Source organism: Kordiimonas aestuarii (assembly GCF_025574465.1).
Lineage (GTDB): Bacteria > Pseudomonadota > Alphaproteobacteria > Sphingomonadales > Kordiimonadaceae > Kordiimonas > Kordiimonas aestuarii.
The window spans coordinates 245,899-263,494 of the sequence record NZ_JAOBPP010000018.1; the positions used below are offsets into that span (position 1 = coordinate 245,899).

At 55.9% G+C, this 17,596-nt stretch carries 14 protein-coding genes; 2 read left to right on the plus strand and 12 right to left on the minus strand.

Annotated elements, in window-relative coordinates:
* Positions 1–14 precede the first annotated feature (14 nt).
* The 6 genes from lpdA to mdh form a co-directional block, all read right to left on the minus strand.
* Entirely contained in the window at positions 15–1,421 is a 1,407-nt protein-coding gene (gene lpdA, locus OEU85_RS07185) for a dihydrolipoyl dehydrogenase (RefSeq protein WP_262690785.1), read from the minus strand.
* Between the two features lie 83 nt (positions 1,422–1,504).
* Positions 1,505–2,779 carry a 2-oxoglutarate dehydrogenase complex dihydrolipoyllysine-residue succinyltransferase gene (odhB, locus tag OEU85_RS07190; RefSeq protein ID WP_262690786.1) on the minus strand — a complete coding sequence of 425 codons (1,275 nt, stop codon included), beginning with the start codon at positions 2,777–2,779 and terminating at the stop codon, positions 1,505–1,507.
* Positions 2,780–2,801: 22 nt separating this feature from the next.
* Entirely contained in the window at positions 2,802–5,696 is a 2,895-nt protein-coding gene (locus tag OEU85_RS07195; protein WP_262690787.1) for a 2-oxoglutarate dehydrogenase E1 component, read from the minus strand.
* A 58-nt stretch (positions 5,697–5,754) separates the two neighbouring features.
* Positions 5,755–6,630, minus strand: coding sequence for a succinate--CoA ligase subunit alpha (gene sucD / locus OEU85_RS07200; protein ID WP_262690788.1), 876 nt, complete (start codon positions 6,628–6,630; stop codon positions 5,755–5,757).
* Positions 6,630–7,799, minus strand: a complete 1,170-nt coding sequence (gene sucC / locus OEU85_RS07205; RefSeq protein WP_262690789.1) for an ADP-forming succinate--CoA ligase subunit beta — start codon at positions 7,797–7,799, stop codon at positions 6,630–6,632. Before sucC ends, sucD begins: the two co-directional genes overlap by 1 nt.
* 60 nt (positions 7,800–7,859) lie before the next feature.
* Positions 7,860–8,822: a malate dehydrogenase gene (gene mdh, locus OEU85_RS07210; RefSeq protein ID WP_262690790.1), complete on the minus strand. Its 963-nt coding sequence runs from the start codon at positions 8,820–8,822 to the stop codon at positions 7,860–7,862.
* Between the two features lie 389 nt (positions 8,823–9,211).
* On the opposite strand from mdh, the gene OEU85_RS07215 reads away from it, so the two are divergent.
* Positions 9,212–9,928, plus strand: coding sequence for a 2OG-Fe(II) oxygenase (locus OEU85_RS07215; protein WP_262690791.1), 717 nt, complete (start codon positions 9,212–9,214; stop codon positions 9,926–9,928).
* Here OEU85_RS07215 and OEU85_RS18605 read toward each other — a convergent pair.
* Positions 9,925–10,296, minus strand: a complete 372-nt coding sequence (locus OEU85_RS18605; protein WP_394805390.1) for a phytanoyl-CoA dioxygenase family protein — start codon at positions 10,294–10,296, stop codon at positions 9,925–9,927. The genes OEU85_RS07215 and OEU85_RS18605 overlap by 4 nt on opposite strands.
* 322 nt (positions 10,297–10,618) lie before the next feature.
* Positions 10,619–11,812: a cell division protein ZapE gene (gene zapE / locus OEU85_RS07220; RefSeq protein WP_262690792.1), complete on the minus strand. Its 1,194-nt coding sequence runs from the start codon at positions 11,810–11,812 to the stop codon at positions 10,619–10,621.
* A gap of 195 nt (positions 11,813–12,007) precedes the next feature.
* Here zapE and OEU85_RS07225 point away from each other — a divergent pair, with 195 nt between their 5' ends.
* A complete protein-coding gene (locus tag OEU85_RS07225; RefSeq protein WP_262690793.1) occupies positions 12,008–12,805 on the plus strand; it encodes a tyrosine-protein phosphatase in 798 nt (265 codons plus the stop codon).
* Here OEU85_RS07225 and OEU85_RS07230 read toward each other — a convergent pair.
* From OEU85_RS07230 to sdhA, 4 genes are all read right to left on the minus strand, one after another.
* Positions 12,788–14,074 (minus strand): type 2 periplasmic-binding domain-containing protein, encoded by a 1,287-nt coding sequence (locus tag OEU85_RS07230; protein ID WP_262690794.1) that lies wholly within the window; start codon positions 14,072–14,074, stop codon positions 12,788–12,790. The genes OEU85_RS07225 and OEU85_RS07230 overlap by 18 nt on opposite strands.
* Before the next feature lie 150 nt (positions 14,075–14,224).
* Positions 14,225–14,938: a substrate-binding periplasmic protein gene (locus tag OEU85_RS07235; protein WP_262690795.1), complete on the minus strand. Its 714-nt coding sequence runs from the start codon at positions 14,936–14,938 to the stop codon at positions 14,225–14,227.
* A gap of 76 nt (positions 14,939–15,014) precedes the next feature.
* The gene (locus tag OEU85_RS07240; RefSeq protein ID WP_262690796.1) at positions 15,015–15,791 is read right to left on the minus strand and encodes a succinate dehydrogenase iron-sulfur subunit; all 777 of its coding nucleotides are present in this window, start codon (positions 15,789–15,791) and stop codon (positions 15,015–15,017) included.
* 15 nt (positions 15,792–15,806) lie between these two features.
* Positions 15,807–17,594 carry a succinate dehydrogenase flavoprotein subunit gene (gene sdhA, locus OEU85_RS07245; protein ID WP_262690797.1) on the minus strand — a complete coding sequence of 596 codons (1,788 nt, stop codon included), beginning with the start codon at positions 17,592–17,594 and terminating at the stop codon, positions 15,807–15,809.
* Positions 17,595–17,596 lie beyond the last annotated feature (2 nt).

Sequence of the window (17,596 nt, forward strand, 5' to 3'; positions counted from 1 at the left end):
ACTTATTGTAAAACCTACATATGTATAGTTCGGTTATGCACCGCGAGGGCGGCTTCTTTTACCGCTTCTGTTTCGGTGGGATGCGCATGACATGTCAGCGCGATGTCTTCGGCTGATGCACCAAATTCCATCGCTGTCGTAGCCTGCGCAATCATGTTGCCGGCATCCGCACCGATAATGTGCACACCAAGCACACGGTCAGTTTTCTTGTCCGCCAGAATCTTCACAAAACCCTCGGTTTGCAGGTTTGCTTTCGACCGGCTATTGGCGGTGAATGGAAACTTGCCCGCGATGTAATCAACCTTCGCATCCTTGAGCTCTTCTTCGGTTTTGCCAACGGCGGCAACCTCAGGGAAGGTATAGACAACACCCGGGATAACGTCGTGGTTCACATACCCCGTGAGTCCGGCAATATTCTCCGCACAGGCGACCCCTTCATCTTCCGCTTTGTGCGCCAGCATCGGACCTTCGATCACATCGCCAATCGCCCACACACCCGCGACATTGGTGGAGAAATCGTGATTGACCTTGATGCGGGAACGGTCGTCAAGCTCCACACCCACGGTCTCAAGCCCAAGGCCGGCGGTATACGGACGGCGCCCAACGGAGACCAGCACCACATCAGCTTCAATCGTGGTTGCGTCACCACCCTTGACGGGCTCGAAGGTCACCTTCACGCCGGACTTGGTTTTTTCGACCGACGTAACTTTCGATGACAGGTTCAGCTTCATACCCTGTTTTTTAAGGCTGCGACCAAAGGTCTTGCGAACTTCGCCATCCATGCCCGGCAAAACCTGATCCATGAACTCAACAACCGTAACCTCTGAGCCGAGGCGCTGCCACACAGAACCAAGTTCAAGCCCAATCACCCCGCCACCGATCACCACAAGATGTTTCGGTACCTTGGGCAAGCTCAGGGCGCCAGTGGAGGAGACGATCTTTTTCTCGTCGATCTCAACGCCCGGCAGGCTTGCGACGTCGCTGCCTGTTGCAATGATGGTGTTTTTTGTTTTGATGGTTTCCTTGCCGCCGTCATTGAGGTCAACCTCAATGCTGTCCTTCGCAGTCATGCGGCCCGTACCCTTGAACCAGGTAATCTTGTGTTTCTTGAACAGAAACTCGATGCCGCCCGTCAGCCCATCAACAATCTTGTCCTTGGCTGCCATCATTTCCTTGAGGTCGAAAGAAACCCCTTTGGTGGTGATGCCGAACTTGCCAAGGTCATGTGCAGCTTCATGATAGAGATGCGACGCATTGAGAAGCGCCTTGGAAGGCATGCAGCCCACATTGAGGCAGGTGCCGCCCAAGGTGTCGCGCTTGTCGATACAGGCGGTCTTGAGACCAAGTTGCGCGGCACGGATGGCGGCAACATAACCGCCGGGGCCAGCACCAATGACAACTACGTCGAATACGTCAGACATTTCATGTCCCTTCTTATCGCAATAAAGGGTGGAGAACACGGCCCCACCCATCACTATTTATCTCACAAGTCGGCCTGGCCGCCTTACATGTCAAGGAGCAGGCGGGTTGGATCTTCAAGCGCTTCCTTCACGCGAACCAGGAAGGTCACAGCCTCACGGCCATCAATGATGCGGTGATCGTAGGAAAGCGCCAGATACATCATAGGCCGGATCACAACCTGTCCACCAATCGCCATCGGGCGTTCTTGAATCTTGTGCATCCCAAGGATAGCCGACTGTGGCGGGTTCAAAATCGGGCTGGACATCAATGAGCCAAAGATGCCGCCATTGGAGATGGTGAACGTCCCACCTTGCATGTCGTCAACCGTCAACTTGCCGTCACGCGCCTTGCGGCCATAGTTTGCAATCGACAACTCTGTGTCAGCAAACGACATGCCCTGCGCGTCCTTGAGCACCGGCACAACCAGACCATTTGGCGAGGACACAGCGACGCCAATGTTGGCATAGTTGTGATAGACAATCTCGTCCCCATCAATCTGCGCGTTCACGGCCGGTATTTCCTTGAGACCAAGGCAGCAGGCCTTCGTGAAGAAGCTCATGAAGCCAAGCTTGATGTTGTGCTTTTTCGCAAACAGGTCTTTGTATTTGGTGCGCGCTTCCATTACCGCCGTCATGTCCACCTCATTATAGGTGGTCAGCATGGCGGCAGTGTTTTGTGCATCCTTCAGGCGCTCGGCGATGCGTTTACGCAGCCTGGTCATCTTCACGCGTTCTTCACGCGGGCCAGCAACAGGTGATGTGTTAGCCGTAACGGCAGGCTGTGACAGCGTGCGGGCACTGCCGCTTTCGATCGCGCTCATGACATCCGCCTTGGTCAGGCGCCCGTCCTTGCCGGTGCCTTCAATCGAGGCGGGGTCAAGGTTATAGTCTTCAACCACGCGGCGCACAGCTGGTGACATCGGCATCAGCTCATCGCTTGAGGACGAAGAAGGGCTCGGCGCCGGGGCGCTTTCCTTCTTTTCTTCCTTCTTGGGCGCGGATTCCTTGGCTTCCGCCTTTTCAGGCTTCTCGGCTTTTTCTTCCTTTGGTGCCGGACTTGGCGCGCTGTCGGCCTTGCCTTCGGTATCGACCTTGGCGATCAGCGCACCGATCTCAACGTCTTCACCTTCTTCCGCAACGATCTCAACAAGGACGCCAGCCACCGGGCTTGGCACCTCCATTGCTACCTTGTCGGTTTCAACCTCTACAATCGGTTCATCCGCTTCGACGCGGTCGCCCACCTTTTTCAGCCAAGTGCCGATGGTGCCTTCAGCGACTGACTCGCCCATCTGCGGGATTTTGATATCTTCGATTGCCATTGGGTGTGCTCCTACCCTTATCCTATTTTGTCAGTGCTTCGTTTACGAGCGCTTCCTGCTGCGCCGCGTGCTTGGACGCGAGGCCGGTTGCGGTCGACGCGCTCGCCGCACGACCTGCATATGCTGGCCGCTTGCACGTCATTTCAAGATCAATTAGTACGTCTTCAAGTGGTTCATGGATATGGAACCACGCCCCCATGTTGCGCGGCTCTTCCTGACACCAGACGATGCTTTCAGCGTTCTTGAAGCGCTGCAGCTCCATTTTGATTGCCCGCTCAGGGAACGGGTAGAGCTGCTCCACACGCAACAGGTATGTGTCATCCTGCTCGCGCTTGTCGCGCTCTTCCAGCAGGTCATAGTAGACCTTGCCGGAACATAGGACGACACGCTTGATCTTGTCGTCGCTCTTGAGTGTGATCGAACCGCCATTCGGCGTTTCAGCGCTATCCCACAAAACCCGGTGGAACTGCGAACCGGGGCCAAAATCAGCCAGCTCCGACGTACAGCGCTTGTGCCTGAGCAGCGACTTCGGCGTCATGATCACCAGTGGCTTGCGGAAAGCCCGATGCATCTGCCGCCGCAGCACGTGAAAATAGTTTGCCGGGGTCGTACAGTTCACCACCTGCCAGTTGTCTTCGGCAGACAGTTGCAAGTAGCGTTCGAGCCGCGCGGAAGAGTGCTCAGGCCCCTGCCCTTCATACCCGTGCGGCAGCAGCAGCACGAGGCCCGACATGCGAAGCCATTTGGCCTCCGCCGAACAGATGAACTGGTCGATAATAATCTGGGCACCGTTGGCAAAATCGCCGAACTGCGCCTCCCACAGCGTGAGCGAATTTGGCTCCGCCATTGAGTAGCCATACTCAAACCCCAGAACCCCGAATTCCGACAGATGGCTATCCAGCACTGTGAACTGCGCGTTGTCATTCACCGTCTGCAACGGGATGTAACGGTCCTCGGTCTTCTGGTCGACAAAGACAGCATGACGCTGGCTGAACGTACCCCGGCCACAGTCCTGCCCCGAAAGACGAACGCCATACCCTTCACGCAGCAAGGTGCCAAACGCCAGCGCCTCAGCCGTTGCCCAGTCAAAACCGGCGCCGTTTTCAAACATCTGCTGTTTGTTCTCAAGCACCCGTTTGAGCGTGCGGTGAATGTTGAACTTTTCCGGTACGCTGGTGATGATTTCGCCCACTTCGCGCAGCATCATCTCTGCCACACCGGTTTGAGCTCGACGCTTCTCGTGGTCCTTGTCGGCAAGGCCAAGGCCTTCCCATTTTCCTTCGAACCAGTCAGCCTTGTTTACGCGGTATTCCTTGGCGGATTCAAACTCGTCCTCAAGATAGCTGACGAATTCGTTTTCCATCTGCTCAAACTTCTCGGCGGTGATCACGCCTTCTTCGATCAGACGGTCAGCATAAATCTTCACCACGCTCGGATGCTTTTTGATCGCGGCATACATCAGCGGCTGCGTAAATGCAGGCTCATCCGATTCGTTATGTCCGAAGCGGCGGTAGCAGATCATGTCGATCACCACATCGCGGCGGAAGGTCTGGCGGAATTCCGTCGCCAGTTTCGATGCATATGTCACCGCTTCCGGATCGTCGCCGTTCACATGGAAAATTGGCGCCTGTACCATCTTGGCCACATCACTTGGATACGGGCTGGAGCGGGCGAATTGTGGGCTGGTGGTGAAACCGATCTGGTTATTTACAATGAAGTGCACCGTGCCGCCCGTGTTGTAACCCCGCAGGCCGGACATGCCGAAACACTCAGCAACGATACCCTGGCCCGCAAACGCAGCATCACCGTGCAGCAGCAGGGACAGTGTGGTGTGACGCTTGGTGTCTTTTTTCTGTTCCTGCTTGGCGCGGGTTTTACCGATCACAACCGGGTTCACCGCTTCAAGGTGCGATGGGTTGGCATTCAGCGACAAGTGTACCTTGTTGCCGTCAAACTCGCGGTCAGCCGAGGTACCAAGGTGATATTTCACGTCGCCAGAGCCCTGAACATCGTCAGGTTTGAAAGAACCACCATGGAATTCGTTGAAAATAGCGCGGTAGGGCTTCTGCATCACGTTAGCGAGAACATTCAGCCGCCCCCGGTGCGGCATGCCGATGACAATCTCATCAAGACCGTACTGGCCACCGGTTTTCATCACCGCCTCAAGCGCGGGCACCATGGCTTCACCGCCATCAAGACCAAAGCGTTTGGTTCCGGTATATTTACGGCCAAGGAAGCGTTCGAACTGAACCGCTTCAATAAGCTTGTTCAGAATGGCGATCTTGCCGCGGTCGGTGAACTGGATTTCCTTGTCACGCCCTTCGATCTGGCGCTGGATCCACGCTTTCTCCTCCGGGTCGTTGATGTGCATAAACTCAACGCCCAGATTGGCGCAGTAGGTACGCTTGAGAATATCGATGATCTCACGAACGGAAGCTGTCTCAAGCCCAAGCACACCGTCCATGAAAATCTTGCGGTCCATGTCACCGGGACCAAAGCCGTATGTTTCCGGCTTAAGCTCAGGGTTCACCGGACGCTCCTCAAGCCCAAGCGGGTCGAGATTGGCCATCAGGTGTCCACGCACCCGGTAGGTGCGCACCATCATCAAAGCCCGGATACTGTCAATGGTTGCAGCGCGAACGTCCGCCTGGCTGACTGCCGTGCCCGCGTCCTTGGCCGGGCGGCTGTCCTCAATGAACATATCGGAGCCATCAAGGCCCGTCGTCAGATCATCGTTTGGCCGAAGCGGCCAGTCGGAACGGGCCCAACTGGGGCCGGATTTTGAAACACCCGCCTCAAGGTCTGAAAAATATTCGGCCCAGCCCTGATCAACAGAGCCGGGGTCCTTGGAATACTTATCATACAGCGTTTCAACAAACTGAGGGCTAACGCCTTCAAGCGCGGCGATGCGGTCCATATCTGCACCCATGGGCAACTGGCGCGGTGTTTTTCACCGCGCCCCTCTTCGTGACGGTTTAACCGTTGATGGCTTTCAGAAGCGTCGTACCAAGTGCAGCCGGGCTGTCGGAAACAACGATACCCGCGCTTTTCATTGCTTCGATCTTGTCTTCGGCACCGCCCTGACCACCGGATACAATCGCACCAGCGTGGCCCATCGTACGGCCAGGAGGTGCGGTACGACCAGCAATAAAGCCAGCAACCGGCTTTTTGGTCTTGCTCGCCTTGAGGAATTCAGCCGCTTCTTCTTCCGCAGAGCCGCCGATTTCACCGATCATGATGATCGAATGGGTTTCATCATCACCAAGGAACATATCAAGACAATCGATAAAGTTGGTGCCGTTTACCGGGTCACCCCCGATACCGATACAAGTGCTTTGGCCGAGGCCCGCAGCCGTTGTTTGTGCAACAGCTTCATAGGTCAGCGTACCCGAGCGGGAGACGATACCCACGTTGCCGCGCTTGTGGATGTGGCCCGGCATAATGCCGATCTTGCACTCACCCGGCGTAATCACGCCGGGGCAGTTCGGGCCAATCAGTCGCGTGCCGGAGTTCTTGAGCGCGCGCTTGACGCGCACCATGTCCATCACCGGAATACCTTCCGTGATACACACAACAAGCTCAAGCTCGGCGTCGATGGCTTCAAGAATAGCGTCAGCGGCGAATGGTGGCGGCACATAGATCACGGACGCATTGGCATCCGTGGCTTCACGGGCATCGGCCACTGTGTCGAACACGGGCAGATCAAGGTGCTTGGAGCCGCCTTTACCCGGCGTCACCCCACCAACCATGTTGGTGCCATACGCAATCGCCTGCTCAGAGTGAAAGGTGCCCTGCGCGCCGGTGAAACCCTGGCAGATTACCTTGGTATTTTTTCCTACGAGAACGGACATTACGCTGCCTCCTTCACGGCTTTCACAACTTTTTCAGCCGCGTCATTCAAATCGTCGGCAGTGATGATTGGCAGACCGCTGTCCGCCATGATCTGTTTGCCAAGTTCTACGTTCGTACCTTCAAGGCGGACCACCAGCGGCACGCTAAGCGCCACTTCGCGCGCTGCGGCAACAACGCCTTCCGCGATCACGTCACAGCGCATGATGCCGCCAAAGATGTTCACGAGGATGCCTTCAACATTGTCATCCGACAGGATGATCTTGAAGGCTTCTGTCACACGCTCTTTTGTGGCGCCACCACCAACATCGAGGAAGTTGGCAGGCTCGCCGCCCTTGAGCTTGATAATATCCATGGTTGCCATCGCAAGACCGGCACCGTTGACCATGCAGCCGATGGAACCATCGAGGCTGATATAGTTGAGGTCGTATTTGCTGGCTTCGATCTCTTTTGGATCTTCTTCTGATTCGTCGCGCAGCTCACGCACGTCACCGTGGCGGAACAGCGCGTTGCCGTCGAAGGACATCTTGGCGTCAAGCACGACCATCTTGTCGTCTTCGGTCAGCACAAGCGGGTTGATCTCCAGAAGCGATGCATCCAGATCGGTATAGGCTTTGTAAAGCGACGCCACGACTTTCTGGCATTCTTTAGCGGCGGCACCTTCAAGATTGAGCCCAAAGGCCACGCGGCGACAGTGGAAAGGCTGAAGGCCCGTCACCGGGTCGATCGTGATGGTGACGATCTTTTCAGGTGTGCTTTCTGCCACTTCCTCAATGTCCATCCCGCCTTCGGTCGAGGCCATGATGGCAAGCTTGCCGGACGCACGGTCCAGCAGCATGGAGAGATAGAATTCGCTTTTGATCGCGCATCCGTCTTCCACATACACACGCTTCACCTCTTTGCCCTCAGGGCCTGTCTGGTGTGTAACAAGCGTCTTGCCGATCAGCTCTTTTGCAACCGCTTCAACATCATCGAGCGATTTGACAACCTTCACACCGCCCGCTTTACCGCGGCCACCAGCGTGGATCTGCGCTTTGACAACCCAAACCGGGCCGCCAAGTTTTTTCGCTTCGTCAACAGCTTCCGCCGCCGTATAGGCCACACCGCCGTCAAGTACGGGCGCGCCATATTTTTTAAGCAGGCCTTTCGCCTGATATTCATGGATATTCATCTGCTATCCAACTCCTTGAGTTCCAGATTTGGAAAGTTCCAACTGTGTCAGCGCCAGTCGTTACTTCAGCGACGGGTCGATATTGATGCAAGCTTCCATCAGGCCCTTAACCGCGTTTACAGAGTGATCAAAGCCAGCCTTCTCTTCTCCATGAAGGTCGATCTCGACAACTTTTTCAACGCCGTTTGCACCAATGATGACCGGCACACCCACATACATGTCCTTCAGGCCGTACTCACCGGAAAGGTACGAGGCAACAGGCAGCAGCCGACGCTTGTCCTTGAGGTAGCTTTCCGCCATCTCGATCGCGCTTGTCGCCGGGGCATAGAAAGCCGAACCGGTTTTGAGAAGACCAACGATCTCTGCGCCACCGTCACGGGTGCGCTGTACGATCTGGTTGATCTTTTCTTCGGTGGACCAGCCCATCCTGATGAGGTCCGGCACCGGAATGCCCGCAACAGCGGAGTAGCGGGTCAGCGGCACCATGGTGTCGCCATGGCCGCCAAGAACGAACGCTGTGACGTCCTGCACCGATACATTGAATTCTTCAGCAAGGAAGTGGCGGAAGCGCGAGCTATCCAGAACACCCGCCATGCCACAAACCTTGTTCGTAGGCAGGCCGGAGAATTTCTGCAGCGCCCAGACCATTGCATCCAGCGGGTTGGTGATACAAATAACAAAGGCATCGGGCGCATATTTGCCGATGCCTTCACCAACTGCTTTCATAACCTTGAGGTTGATGCCCAGGAGGTCGTCACGGCTCATGCCGGGTTTGCGCGGCACACCTGCGGTCACAATCACCACATCCGCGCCTGCGATATCCGCATAATCGTTCGCGCCCTTAAGGACCGAGTTATACCCTTCAACCGGTGCGCTTTGCGCAAGATCAAGTGCCTTGCCTTGGGGCAGGCCTTCCGCGATGTCGAAAAGGACGATGTCGCCCATCTCTTTAAGCGCTGCGAGGTGTGCAAGGGTACCACCGATCTGGCCGCTGCCGATCAATGCAATTTTTTTACGTGCCATGAGAATGCTCCAGCCAAGTTTTGGGGCCACTTGAGATCAGTAACCGCTTACTGAAAAACGATGAATATTCTGGGAGGTACCTAGCGCGTTTACCCCATTGAGACAAGTCATGAAGTGCTACCTTCCCTCTTATACCTTTATGAATCGTTACCTTAGTAGGCTTTCAGCGGTAATGGACATTATTTTTTGGTTACCAGCTATGCAAATGGCGCATGGCTTGAAATAAAATTACTCAAAATTCACTTATTGAGCGGTGCCCGAGTCTCTCATTTGCGCACGTCGTAGGGTAAGGTTGCCAAGCCAGCCTTCCGTCACTACAACAAACGCACGAGGGAAAGCACGGGGCGTGGATATGCGCCACAAGACCATTACGGACGGACTGCAGGCAGATGATTAACATCACCATTGACCAACGGCATAATCCTGTCGAACTGGCGAAAGAATACAGGAAAACCGGTCGGCTGCAGGTGCCTGATTTCTTCACCAGTGAGACGGCCACCGCGCTGTATGACCTGATCGCCAACAACAAAACATGGTTCTCTGCCTACAACGACGGCAATAATTATTTCGAAGTGCCGGTCGCCAGTATGATGAACATGCCGCGCGAACAGAAAATCCAGTTCATGCAGAAGATCCAACTGGGGGCGCAAAAAGGCTTCCAGTATTTCTTCGACCAATATTATATGACAGAGGCCATCAAAAACGGGCGCGAGCAAGGCCACCCCTTGCATCAGATGCACGACTATGTGAACTCCGCCGAGTTTCTTGATTTCATGCGCACCCTCACCGGCGCGCCGGAGATCGACCGGTCAGACAGTTTTGCCAGCCAGTATCTGCCCGGCCATTTCCTCACCACTCATGATGACACCCACGCCAATGAAAACCGCGTGGCGGCCTATACCATCTCCATGACCAAACATTGGAACCCTAACTGGGGCGGCAACCTGATGTTCCTCGACAAAAGCGGCAATATCACCGGCGGCTTCAAGCCATCGTTCAACACATTGAACATCTTCACCGTGCCACAGTCGCACGCCGTGCAACATGTTGCCCCATTCGCAGGCGAACGCCGCCTGAGTTATCTGGGGTGGCTGAAACGGCCTTAACTACGCATCAATGGACGCCATGCAAGCGGTGCTGGTAGCTCAGTTGCAGCAAAATCAACGTGAAGAATGCGGCGAGGCCCAGATACCTCGGATCTTTGGGAACTATGCAAAATAGGCGTAGAGAGACCCCACACATCGCCCGCGTCGGCCTCGCAATCCAACTGAGGTAACGATGCTGCTGTCGCAGCAGCTTCAGTGTTGCTTATCCTCCCTAAACGGTGGCTATCAAGAGCAATACGGAGCGGCCCAGACTCCTTTGAACATTCGTCCAAATAAATTTTTAAGGTAACCATACTCTCTAACAACTCAATCGGAGGTTCTACATGAGGAGTCCCGTTCTTATGCGTCCATGTCTCGTAATCCTGCAATTTATGTTTTGAGACGACCGGTATGGTACGGTCCTGATGTCACGGCGTAATCCAGTTGCAGCACACGTTCTTCTGAAAAAACACCGCCCTGACCGGAAATGCCGGACTACCGATCAAATCAGACGCCAAAGTCTTCAAAGAGCTACGGTTGCGAAACAACCAATCAAGTTCGTAGTTTGACACACGGTAGCCTGCGCTGTTCCCCAAAAGCCTATCCGCGATGGTTTGAAGTCTATGCATGATCGACTGAGACATGCATCTCTTAAAGATCTGCGCACCACTAGACTCACGAAACAGATTGGAAGGATGCACCCACTCTCGTTCAGTCATTATCTTTTCCGTGCCCGCGGTGCAAATAATCTTCCGACTGCATTTCCATCAGACGGGAAACCGTGCGATCGAACTCGAAGTGACCATCACCGGCTTCATATAGCTTGTCTGGCGGCACAGCGGCCGAGCACAGCAGTTTTACCCCATGCTCATAAAGCGCATCAATCAGGGTGACAAAACGTTTTGCCTCGTTGCGTTTCTCCGCCCCAAGCTGTGGGATCGCGACTAAAATAACCGTATGATACGCACGCGCGATGGCCAGATAATCCGCCGCCCCAAGCGCATTGGCGCACAGGCGCTTGAACGAGAACACCGCCACACCCCGCGCGGCCTTGGGCACAAACAGTTTGCGCCCCTGCACAGTCAGTTCGTCCGACGGTACCTTGTCGCGATCTTCCACGTTGCGGTCGGTCAAACGAAAGAAGGCTTCCGAAAGCTTCGCGGTGGTTTCCTCATTGATGGGGGTATAATAGGTATCCACCCCCTTGAGGCGGTCGTAGCGATAGTCGGTGGGGCCATCGAGCGGCACGACCTCAAACTCCGCCTTGATCTTTTCGATGAACGGCAGGAAAAGCTGGCGGTTGAGGCCGCCCTTATAAAGGTCATCCGGCACCCGGTTTGAGGTGGCGACAATCACCACACCGCGCTCCAGCATTTCCTTGTAGAGACGACCTAGCACCATGGCGTCGGCAATGTCGGTAACCTGCATTTCATCGAAACACAGTAACGTTGCCTCGAGCGCGATCTGGCGCGCCACCGGCGGGATAGGGTCATCCTCTGACGCCCTTCCACCTTTCGCCGCCCGTTCCTTGCCGGAAAGGCTGCGCCATTCCTTCAGCCGGGCGTGGATATCAAGCATGAATTCATGAAAGTGCACACGTTTTTTGTGCTTTACCGGCGCCAGCTCGAAGAACAGGTCCATCAGCATGGATTTTCCGCGCCCTACACCGCCATAGATATAGAGGCCCTTGGGGACGTTTTTATCGCCGCCCGACCAACGGAACAGGTTCGACAGGCGCCAGCTCTTGATCGACAAGCCACCGGACCGCCCGGCAACCTCGGGATAGTCTGCCAGCTCATGGTACAGGCGCTCAAAATGGGCGATGACCCGCTCCTGATCCACATCCGGGCGTACCTCACCTTCTTCAATCAGCCGCCGGTAGGCCGCCTTAGGTGTCTCTGACATAAATGCTCCGCCACTCGTCGCTCTGGTTCATCCTTCCCTAGCACGCAGTTTTGACGTCGACAAACTGAAAGAAAGGAGGTCACTACACTGCCACTTACGGCATTTTATTTGGCCCATTTCCTTGACCTGTCGCCGCATCGTCATATTCAACAGGGAAAGTTCCAGTGAAACTCGATGACGACAAGGCACCTCTTCATGACCCTAAACAGCCGCATCTTCCCCCTCGCCGGGGTCAAGAACTTTCGCGACATGGGCGGCTACAGCACGCGGTCAGGGACACCTGTGGCGTGGCGACGCCTGTTCCGCTCAGGCCACTTATCAGACATGACCGACGATTGTGGAACCGAGCTTGTCGCGCGCAATATTACCACGGTGATAGACTTCCGCTCGGACGCGGAAAAAAAACGCCACCCAGTGCGCTGGGCGCAGGGCTGGGTGCCAAGGTATCACCCGTTGCCCATCGGCGGAAACGCAGCGGCATGGGTGCATGAACTGTTTGAACGCCTGTCAGCCAGCCCTTTCCCAGCCGATGACCTCAGGGCGCAATTCATCCTGGCATTCGAAACAATCCCGCTTAAAAACACCGCTGGCGTGCGGCAGTTTTTCGACACGCTGGTAGATCATGAAGGCGATGGGGCCGCGCTTTTCCACTGTACCGCGGGCAAGGACCGCACCGGCATCACCGGTGCTCTGCTGCTTCGGGCACTGGGGGTGGGTGACGAACAGGTCATGGAAGATTTCCTGCTGACCAATGAAGCGGTCGACCTTGATGAGACGAGTGAACGCCTGGCCAGCTGGCTATCATCGCGGGCAGGTAAAACCATTGCCCCAAGGGATGTTTTCCCACTTGTGGGCGTGGAGCCCGATTTCCTTCATGCCGCCTATGCCGCGATCGCGAAGGAATACGGCAGTGTAGACGCCTATCTGGAAAATGCCCTGGGCCTTACCGCCAAACGCGCTGAGAAACTGCGCACTTCATTCCTTGGTGGCTAAGGGGTCCAGCGCCACCGGCGTCTGTCTTTCAAGCAGTGTAATCAGCCGGCCATCGCTGTTCAGGCGCGTGATCGCCGCGTTGATACGCGGCAGCAGGTGCGCGACCGAACGGTGAACCCGGACCTTCTGCTGTGCGCGGATACGTACATCGCCAAGCTCAAAGCTGTTCGGCGTCCACTGGGTCAATGCGATAAAATCAACGTTGCTGATAATGCCGACATCCGCCCTCCCTGCGAGCAAGAGCTTGAGCACATCTTCAATATTGCGCCCTGGCACCTCGACGCCAAAAAACGCGCGATCCTGATACTCGAACCCGCCCACGGTGGCGACCCGCAGGAGTTTGAGGTCTTCCGGGACATCAATAGGCTTGGCCTTGCCGTTTGGGAACACATATTGCTCCCGGGTCAGGTAAAATGTCTCGCTCCAGCGCTGGACTTCAATCTCGGCCGGCCGGTCACGCCACACCGATGCCGCGCAACAATCAAGCAGGATGCCGCCCTCGATAAACAGGCGCCGTTTGCGTTCCGGCGGCACGGAAACAAAGCTAGAGCTGATATTTGCTTCGTCCAAAATGGCGCGCCATGCAGCCTGAAAGCCAACGCTGTCACTTTGCCCAACCTTCAACGAAACTGGCTCATCAGCCTCTTTGACCATCCGCTGTTCTTCGGCGTCCTTCAGAATTTCTGCGATCCGGCCCGCTTGGCGAAGGTGCGTGATTGCCGCGTTGATTTTGGGTAGCAATGCGGCGTGATCCTTGTGGACCCGCAATCTCAGGTCCGCGATAAAATGTGCTTTCCCAAGTTCAAGCGGGCGTGGTTTAAGGCGCATACGACGGTAAAAATCCTGCCGGTTGATCATGCCGACATCGGCGCGCCCTGCCACAAGCATATCCAGCACATCTTCCATGTCGCGCACGGCAATGGTTTCGCCAAAAAAACGCTCATCCTGATAGTTAAAACCCCGTACTTTTGCGACGCGCAAGGTGCGTAATACCTCGGGCTTTGCGATGTCGACAACCTGCCCCTTCCTGAAAACATAATGCTCCGGCGAATGATGAAAGGCATCAGAGAAAAGCTGGACCTCAGCTTCGCCTGGTGCTTGCCGCCAAATGGGAGAGGCGCAGCAATCGATTGCGATCACTCCGTCAAGGAACATGCGCCGTTTCCGGCCATGGGGCGCGGCAACAAATTCGGCGCTGATACCCGCCTCTGTAAGGATAGCGGCAAACACTCTGGAATAGGCAATTGAATCGCTTTGCCCCACCCGCACGGTTGGGGCCTCCGCTGACGCATATGACGGCTCCGTAGATGGGGACAAAAGTCCGGCCAAGCATAATATGGTCAAAATCCGTAACAGACGCCTGTCCTTGAAACTGTTGGTATGCTGGTCCTGTCTAGCATCCGCGACGTTAAGATTTCGCTACTGTGGTTCACCCCGTTCGGACATGTCTCTTAGCCGTGCTCCCGTAAGCCTTGCGATCGTGCCATTGGCGTTCAGCCGCTTGATAGCGGCCTCAACGCGCGGCAACAGATCAGGCCGCGAATTATGCACACGCGCCCGAAGCCCAAGCCGGTGATATTCGGGGCCAAGCACAAGCGGTAAGGGGGTGAGTTTTTGCCGCCGGCGAAATTCCTGATGATTAGCAATCGTGAGATCCGCCTCGCCCGCTGCAACAGCCTCAAACACCTCCCCCAACGAGACGCGGGATATCACATCGCCAAAATGGGTGTCTTTCTTATAAGTAAAGCCCTGCACGATACCCACCTTGAACGCCGTCAGGTCAAGCGGGTCAGGAATATCATACCTGCGGCCCGCCTGCAGAATGAGATGATCCACGGTGTAAAAAAAGGGTACCGTCCAGAGCTGTGTTTCTATTTCGTCCGCGCGGTTACGCCACGCTTCCACCGAGCAACAGTCCAGCACAAGCTCGCCGCGCACAAACATATCGCGGCGCACACCACGCGGGGCGGCGATCAGCTTGGCCTCAATCCCTGCCTCGTTCAAGATAGCATGCCACACATCACGAAACACACTGTCCCCCAACCGGCTGGCCGTCACAGGCTCCGCGCTATGGGCAAGTGAACTTACCGCCAAAATGGCCACCGTACATACCAGTCGGGATATGAGGTTCATTCGCCGCACTTCCTTCAAACACACAAAAACGGGCGCCAATGGCGCCCGCGTACATAATGTAGCTGAACGCTGGCGCCTAGCCCTTGCGTTCCACCATCATTTTCTTGATCTCAGCGATCGCCTTTGCGGGGTTCAGGCCCTTCGGACAAGCGTTTGCGCAGTTCATGATCGTGTGACAACGATAAAGCCGGAACGGATCTTCAAGATCGTCCAGACGGTCGCCTGTTGCTTCATCACGGCTATCAATCAGCCAGCGGTAGGCCTGCAGCAACACGGCTGGGCCAAGGTATTTGTCACCATTCCACCAGTAGCTTGGGCACGATGTTGAACAACAGGCGCACAGGATACACTCGTAAAGGCCGTCCAGCTTTTCGCGGTCCTCGCGCGATTGCAGGCGCTCTTTCTCAGGCGTGGTGGATTGCGTCTGCATCCATGGCTTGATCGAGGCATATTGCGCATAGAAGTTACTGAGGTCCGGCACAAGGTCCTTCACCACTTCCTGATGCGGCAGTGGCGTGATGGAGACAGCGCCCTTGGCGTCTTCGATCGCGGTTGTGCAAGCGAGGCCGTTTTTGCCGTTGATATTCATGGCACATGAGCCGCACACACCCTCACGACAGGACCGACGGAACGTGACCGTGCTGTCCATCTCGTTCTTGATCTTGATCAGCGCATCAAGAACCATGGGGCCACAGTTGTCCATGTCCACCTCGAAGGTGTCCATGCGCGGGTTTTCACCATCATCCGGGTTCCAGCGATAAACATGGAAGTCCCGGGTGTTGGATGCCCCTTCAGCCTTGACAGTTTTGCCCTTGCCGATACGGGAATTTTTAGGAAGTGAAAATTCAGCCATTGTCTTCGTCCTCCCTTAATATACCCGAGCCTTGGGCTTGATATACTCGACCTCTTCCGAGAGCGTGTAATCATGCACCGGGCGCTCGCCAAGTGTTACTTTTTTACCGTCAAACCAGCCAACGGTGTGTTTCATCCAGTTGGCGTCATCGCGGTCAGGATAGTCTTCATGCATGTGCGCACCACGGCTTTCTTTCCGCGCCGCCGCACCGTGCATGGTCAGCACAGCCTGACCTATGAGGTTCTGCAGCTCCAGCGTCTCGATAAGATCACTGTTCCAGACCAGCGAACGATCCATCGTCTTGAGGTCATCAAAGGATGCCGCCACCGCGTCGATCTTTTTCACGCCTTCGGCCAGCACTTCTTCTGTGCGGAATACCGCACAGTTATTCTGCATGACCTTTTGCATATCAAGCCGCATGTCGGCGGTGGTAGTGGAGCCATGCGCATACCGGGCCGCATCAAGGCGACCAACGGCCATCTCGTCATAACCCTTTGGCAGCGGCGCCTGCGTGGCCCCCGGCTTGGTGATTTCGGCAATCCGGTGCGCGGTCGCACGGCCAAAAACGACAAGGTCGATCAACGAGTTGGAGCCAAGACGGTTAGCACCGTGTACCGACACACACGCTGCTTCACCCACAGCAAATAGACCCGGCACGGTTGCGTCAGGATTATCCTTCGTCGGGTTGATCACCTCACCATGATAGTTGGTCGGGATGCCGCCCATATTATAGTGCACTGTTGGAATAACCGGGATCGGCTGTTTGGTCACGTCCACACCCGCGAACACTTTCGCAGACTCAGAGATTCCCGGCAGGCGTTCCGCCAGAAGCGCAGGGTCAAGGTGATCAAGGTGCAGGAACATATGGTCCTTGTTAGGGCCAACACCGCGGCCTTCCCTGATCTCGTTCGAGATTGAACGCGACACCACATCGCGGCTGGCAAGATCTTTGGCCGAAGGTGCGTATCGCTCCATGAAGCGTTCACCCTCGCTGTTGATGAGGATACCGCCCTCACCGCGAGCGCCTTCAGTGATCAAGACACCCGCACCGTAAATGCCGGTTGGGTGGAACTGAACAAACTCAAGGTCCTGCAGACCAATGCCGGCACGCAGCGCCATGCCGCCGCCGTCACCCGTACAGGTGTGGGCAGAAGTAGCCGAGAAGTAGGCCCGGCCATAACCGCCGGTCGCCAGCGTAACGGACTGTGAGCGGAAAGCGTGCAATGAACCGTCTTCCATATTCATGGCAATAACACCACGGCACGCGCCGCCTTCCATGATCAGGTCGATGGCGAAATATTCAATGTAGAAGTCACTGTCATACTTGAGTGACTGCTGATAAAGGCCATGCAGCATGGCGTGACCGGTGCGGTCAGCCGCGGCGCAGGTGCGCTGGGCAGCCGGACCTTCACCAAATTCGGTGGTCATGCCGCCGAAGGCACGCTGGTAGATCTTGCCTTCTTCGGTGCGCGAAAACGGCACACCATAGTGCTCAAGCTCATACACAGCCGCCGGTGCCTGACGCACCATATATTCAATCGCGTCCTGATCACCGAGCCAATCAGAGCCCTTGACGGTGTCATACATGTGCCACTGCCATGTGTCGGGGCCCATGTTACCAAGCGATGCCGCGATACCACCCTGCGCCGCCACAGTGTGGGACCGGGTGGGGAATACCTTGGTGATGCAGGCTGTCTTCAGGCCCGCTTCCGCCAGGCCCATGGTGGCGCGCAGGCCGGAGCCGCCGGCGCCGACAACAACGGCATCATAGGTGTGAACTGTAATGGGATAGGCGTTGGTCATGG

Coding starts and splice junctions, on each gene's coding strand:
- OEU85_RS07215 (WP_262690791.1), top strand. CDS start 9,212: ATGATTAACATCACCATTGACCAACGGCATAATCCTGTCGAACTGGCG.
- OEU85_RS07240 (WP_262690796.1), bottom strand. CDS start 15,791: ATGGCTGAATTTTCACTTCCTAAAAATTCCCGTATCGGCAAGGGCAAA.
- sdhA (WP_262690797.1), bottom strand. CDS start 17,594: ATGACCAACGCCTATCCCATTACAGTTCACACCTATGATGCCGTTGTT.
- odhB (WP_262690786.1), bottom strand. CDS start 2,779: ATGGCAATCGAAGATATCAAAATCCCGCAGATGGGCGAGTCAGTCGCT.
- OEU85_RS07235 (WP_262690795.1), bottom strand. CDS start 14,938: ATGAACCTCATATCCCGACTGGTATGTACGGTGGCCATTTTGGCGGTA.
- OEU85_RS07195 (WP_262690787.1), bottom strand. CDS start 5,696: ATGGACCGCATCGCCGCGCTTGAAGGCGTTAGCCCTCAGTTTGTTGAA.
- mdh (WP_262690790.1), bottom strand. CDS start 8,822: ATGGCACGTAAAAAAATTGCATTGATCGGCAGCGGCCAGATCGGTGGT.
- zapE (WP_262690792.1), bottom strand. CDS start 11,812: ATGTCAGAGACACCTAAGGCGGCCTACCGGCGGCTGATTGAAGAAGGT.
- sucD (WP_262690788.1), bottom strand. CDS start 6,630: ATGTCCGTTCTCGTAGGAAAAAATACCAAGGTAATCTGCCAGGGTTTC.
- sucC (WP_262690789.1), bottom strand. CDS start 7,799: ATGAATATCCATGAATATCAGGCGAAAGGCCTGCTTAAAAAATATGGC.
- lpdA (WP_262690785.1), bottom strand. CDS start 1,421: ATGTCTGACGTATTCGACGTAGTTGTCATTGGTGCTGGCCCCGGCGGT.
- OEU85_RS07225 (WP_262690793.1), top strand. CDS start 12,008: ATGACCCTAAACAGCCGCATCTTCCCCCTCGCCGGGGTCAAGAACTTT.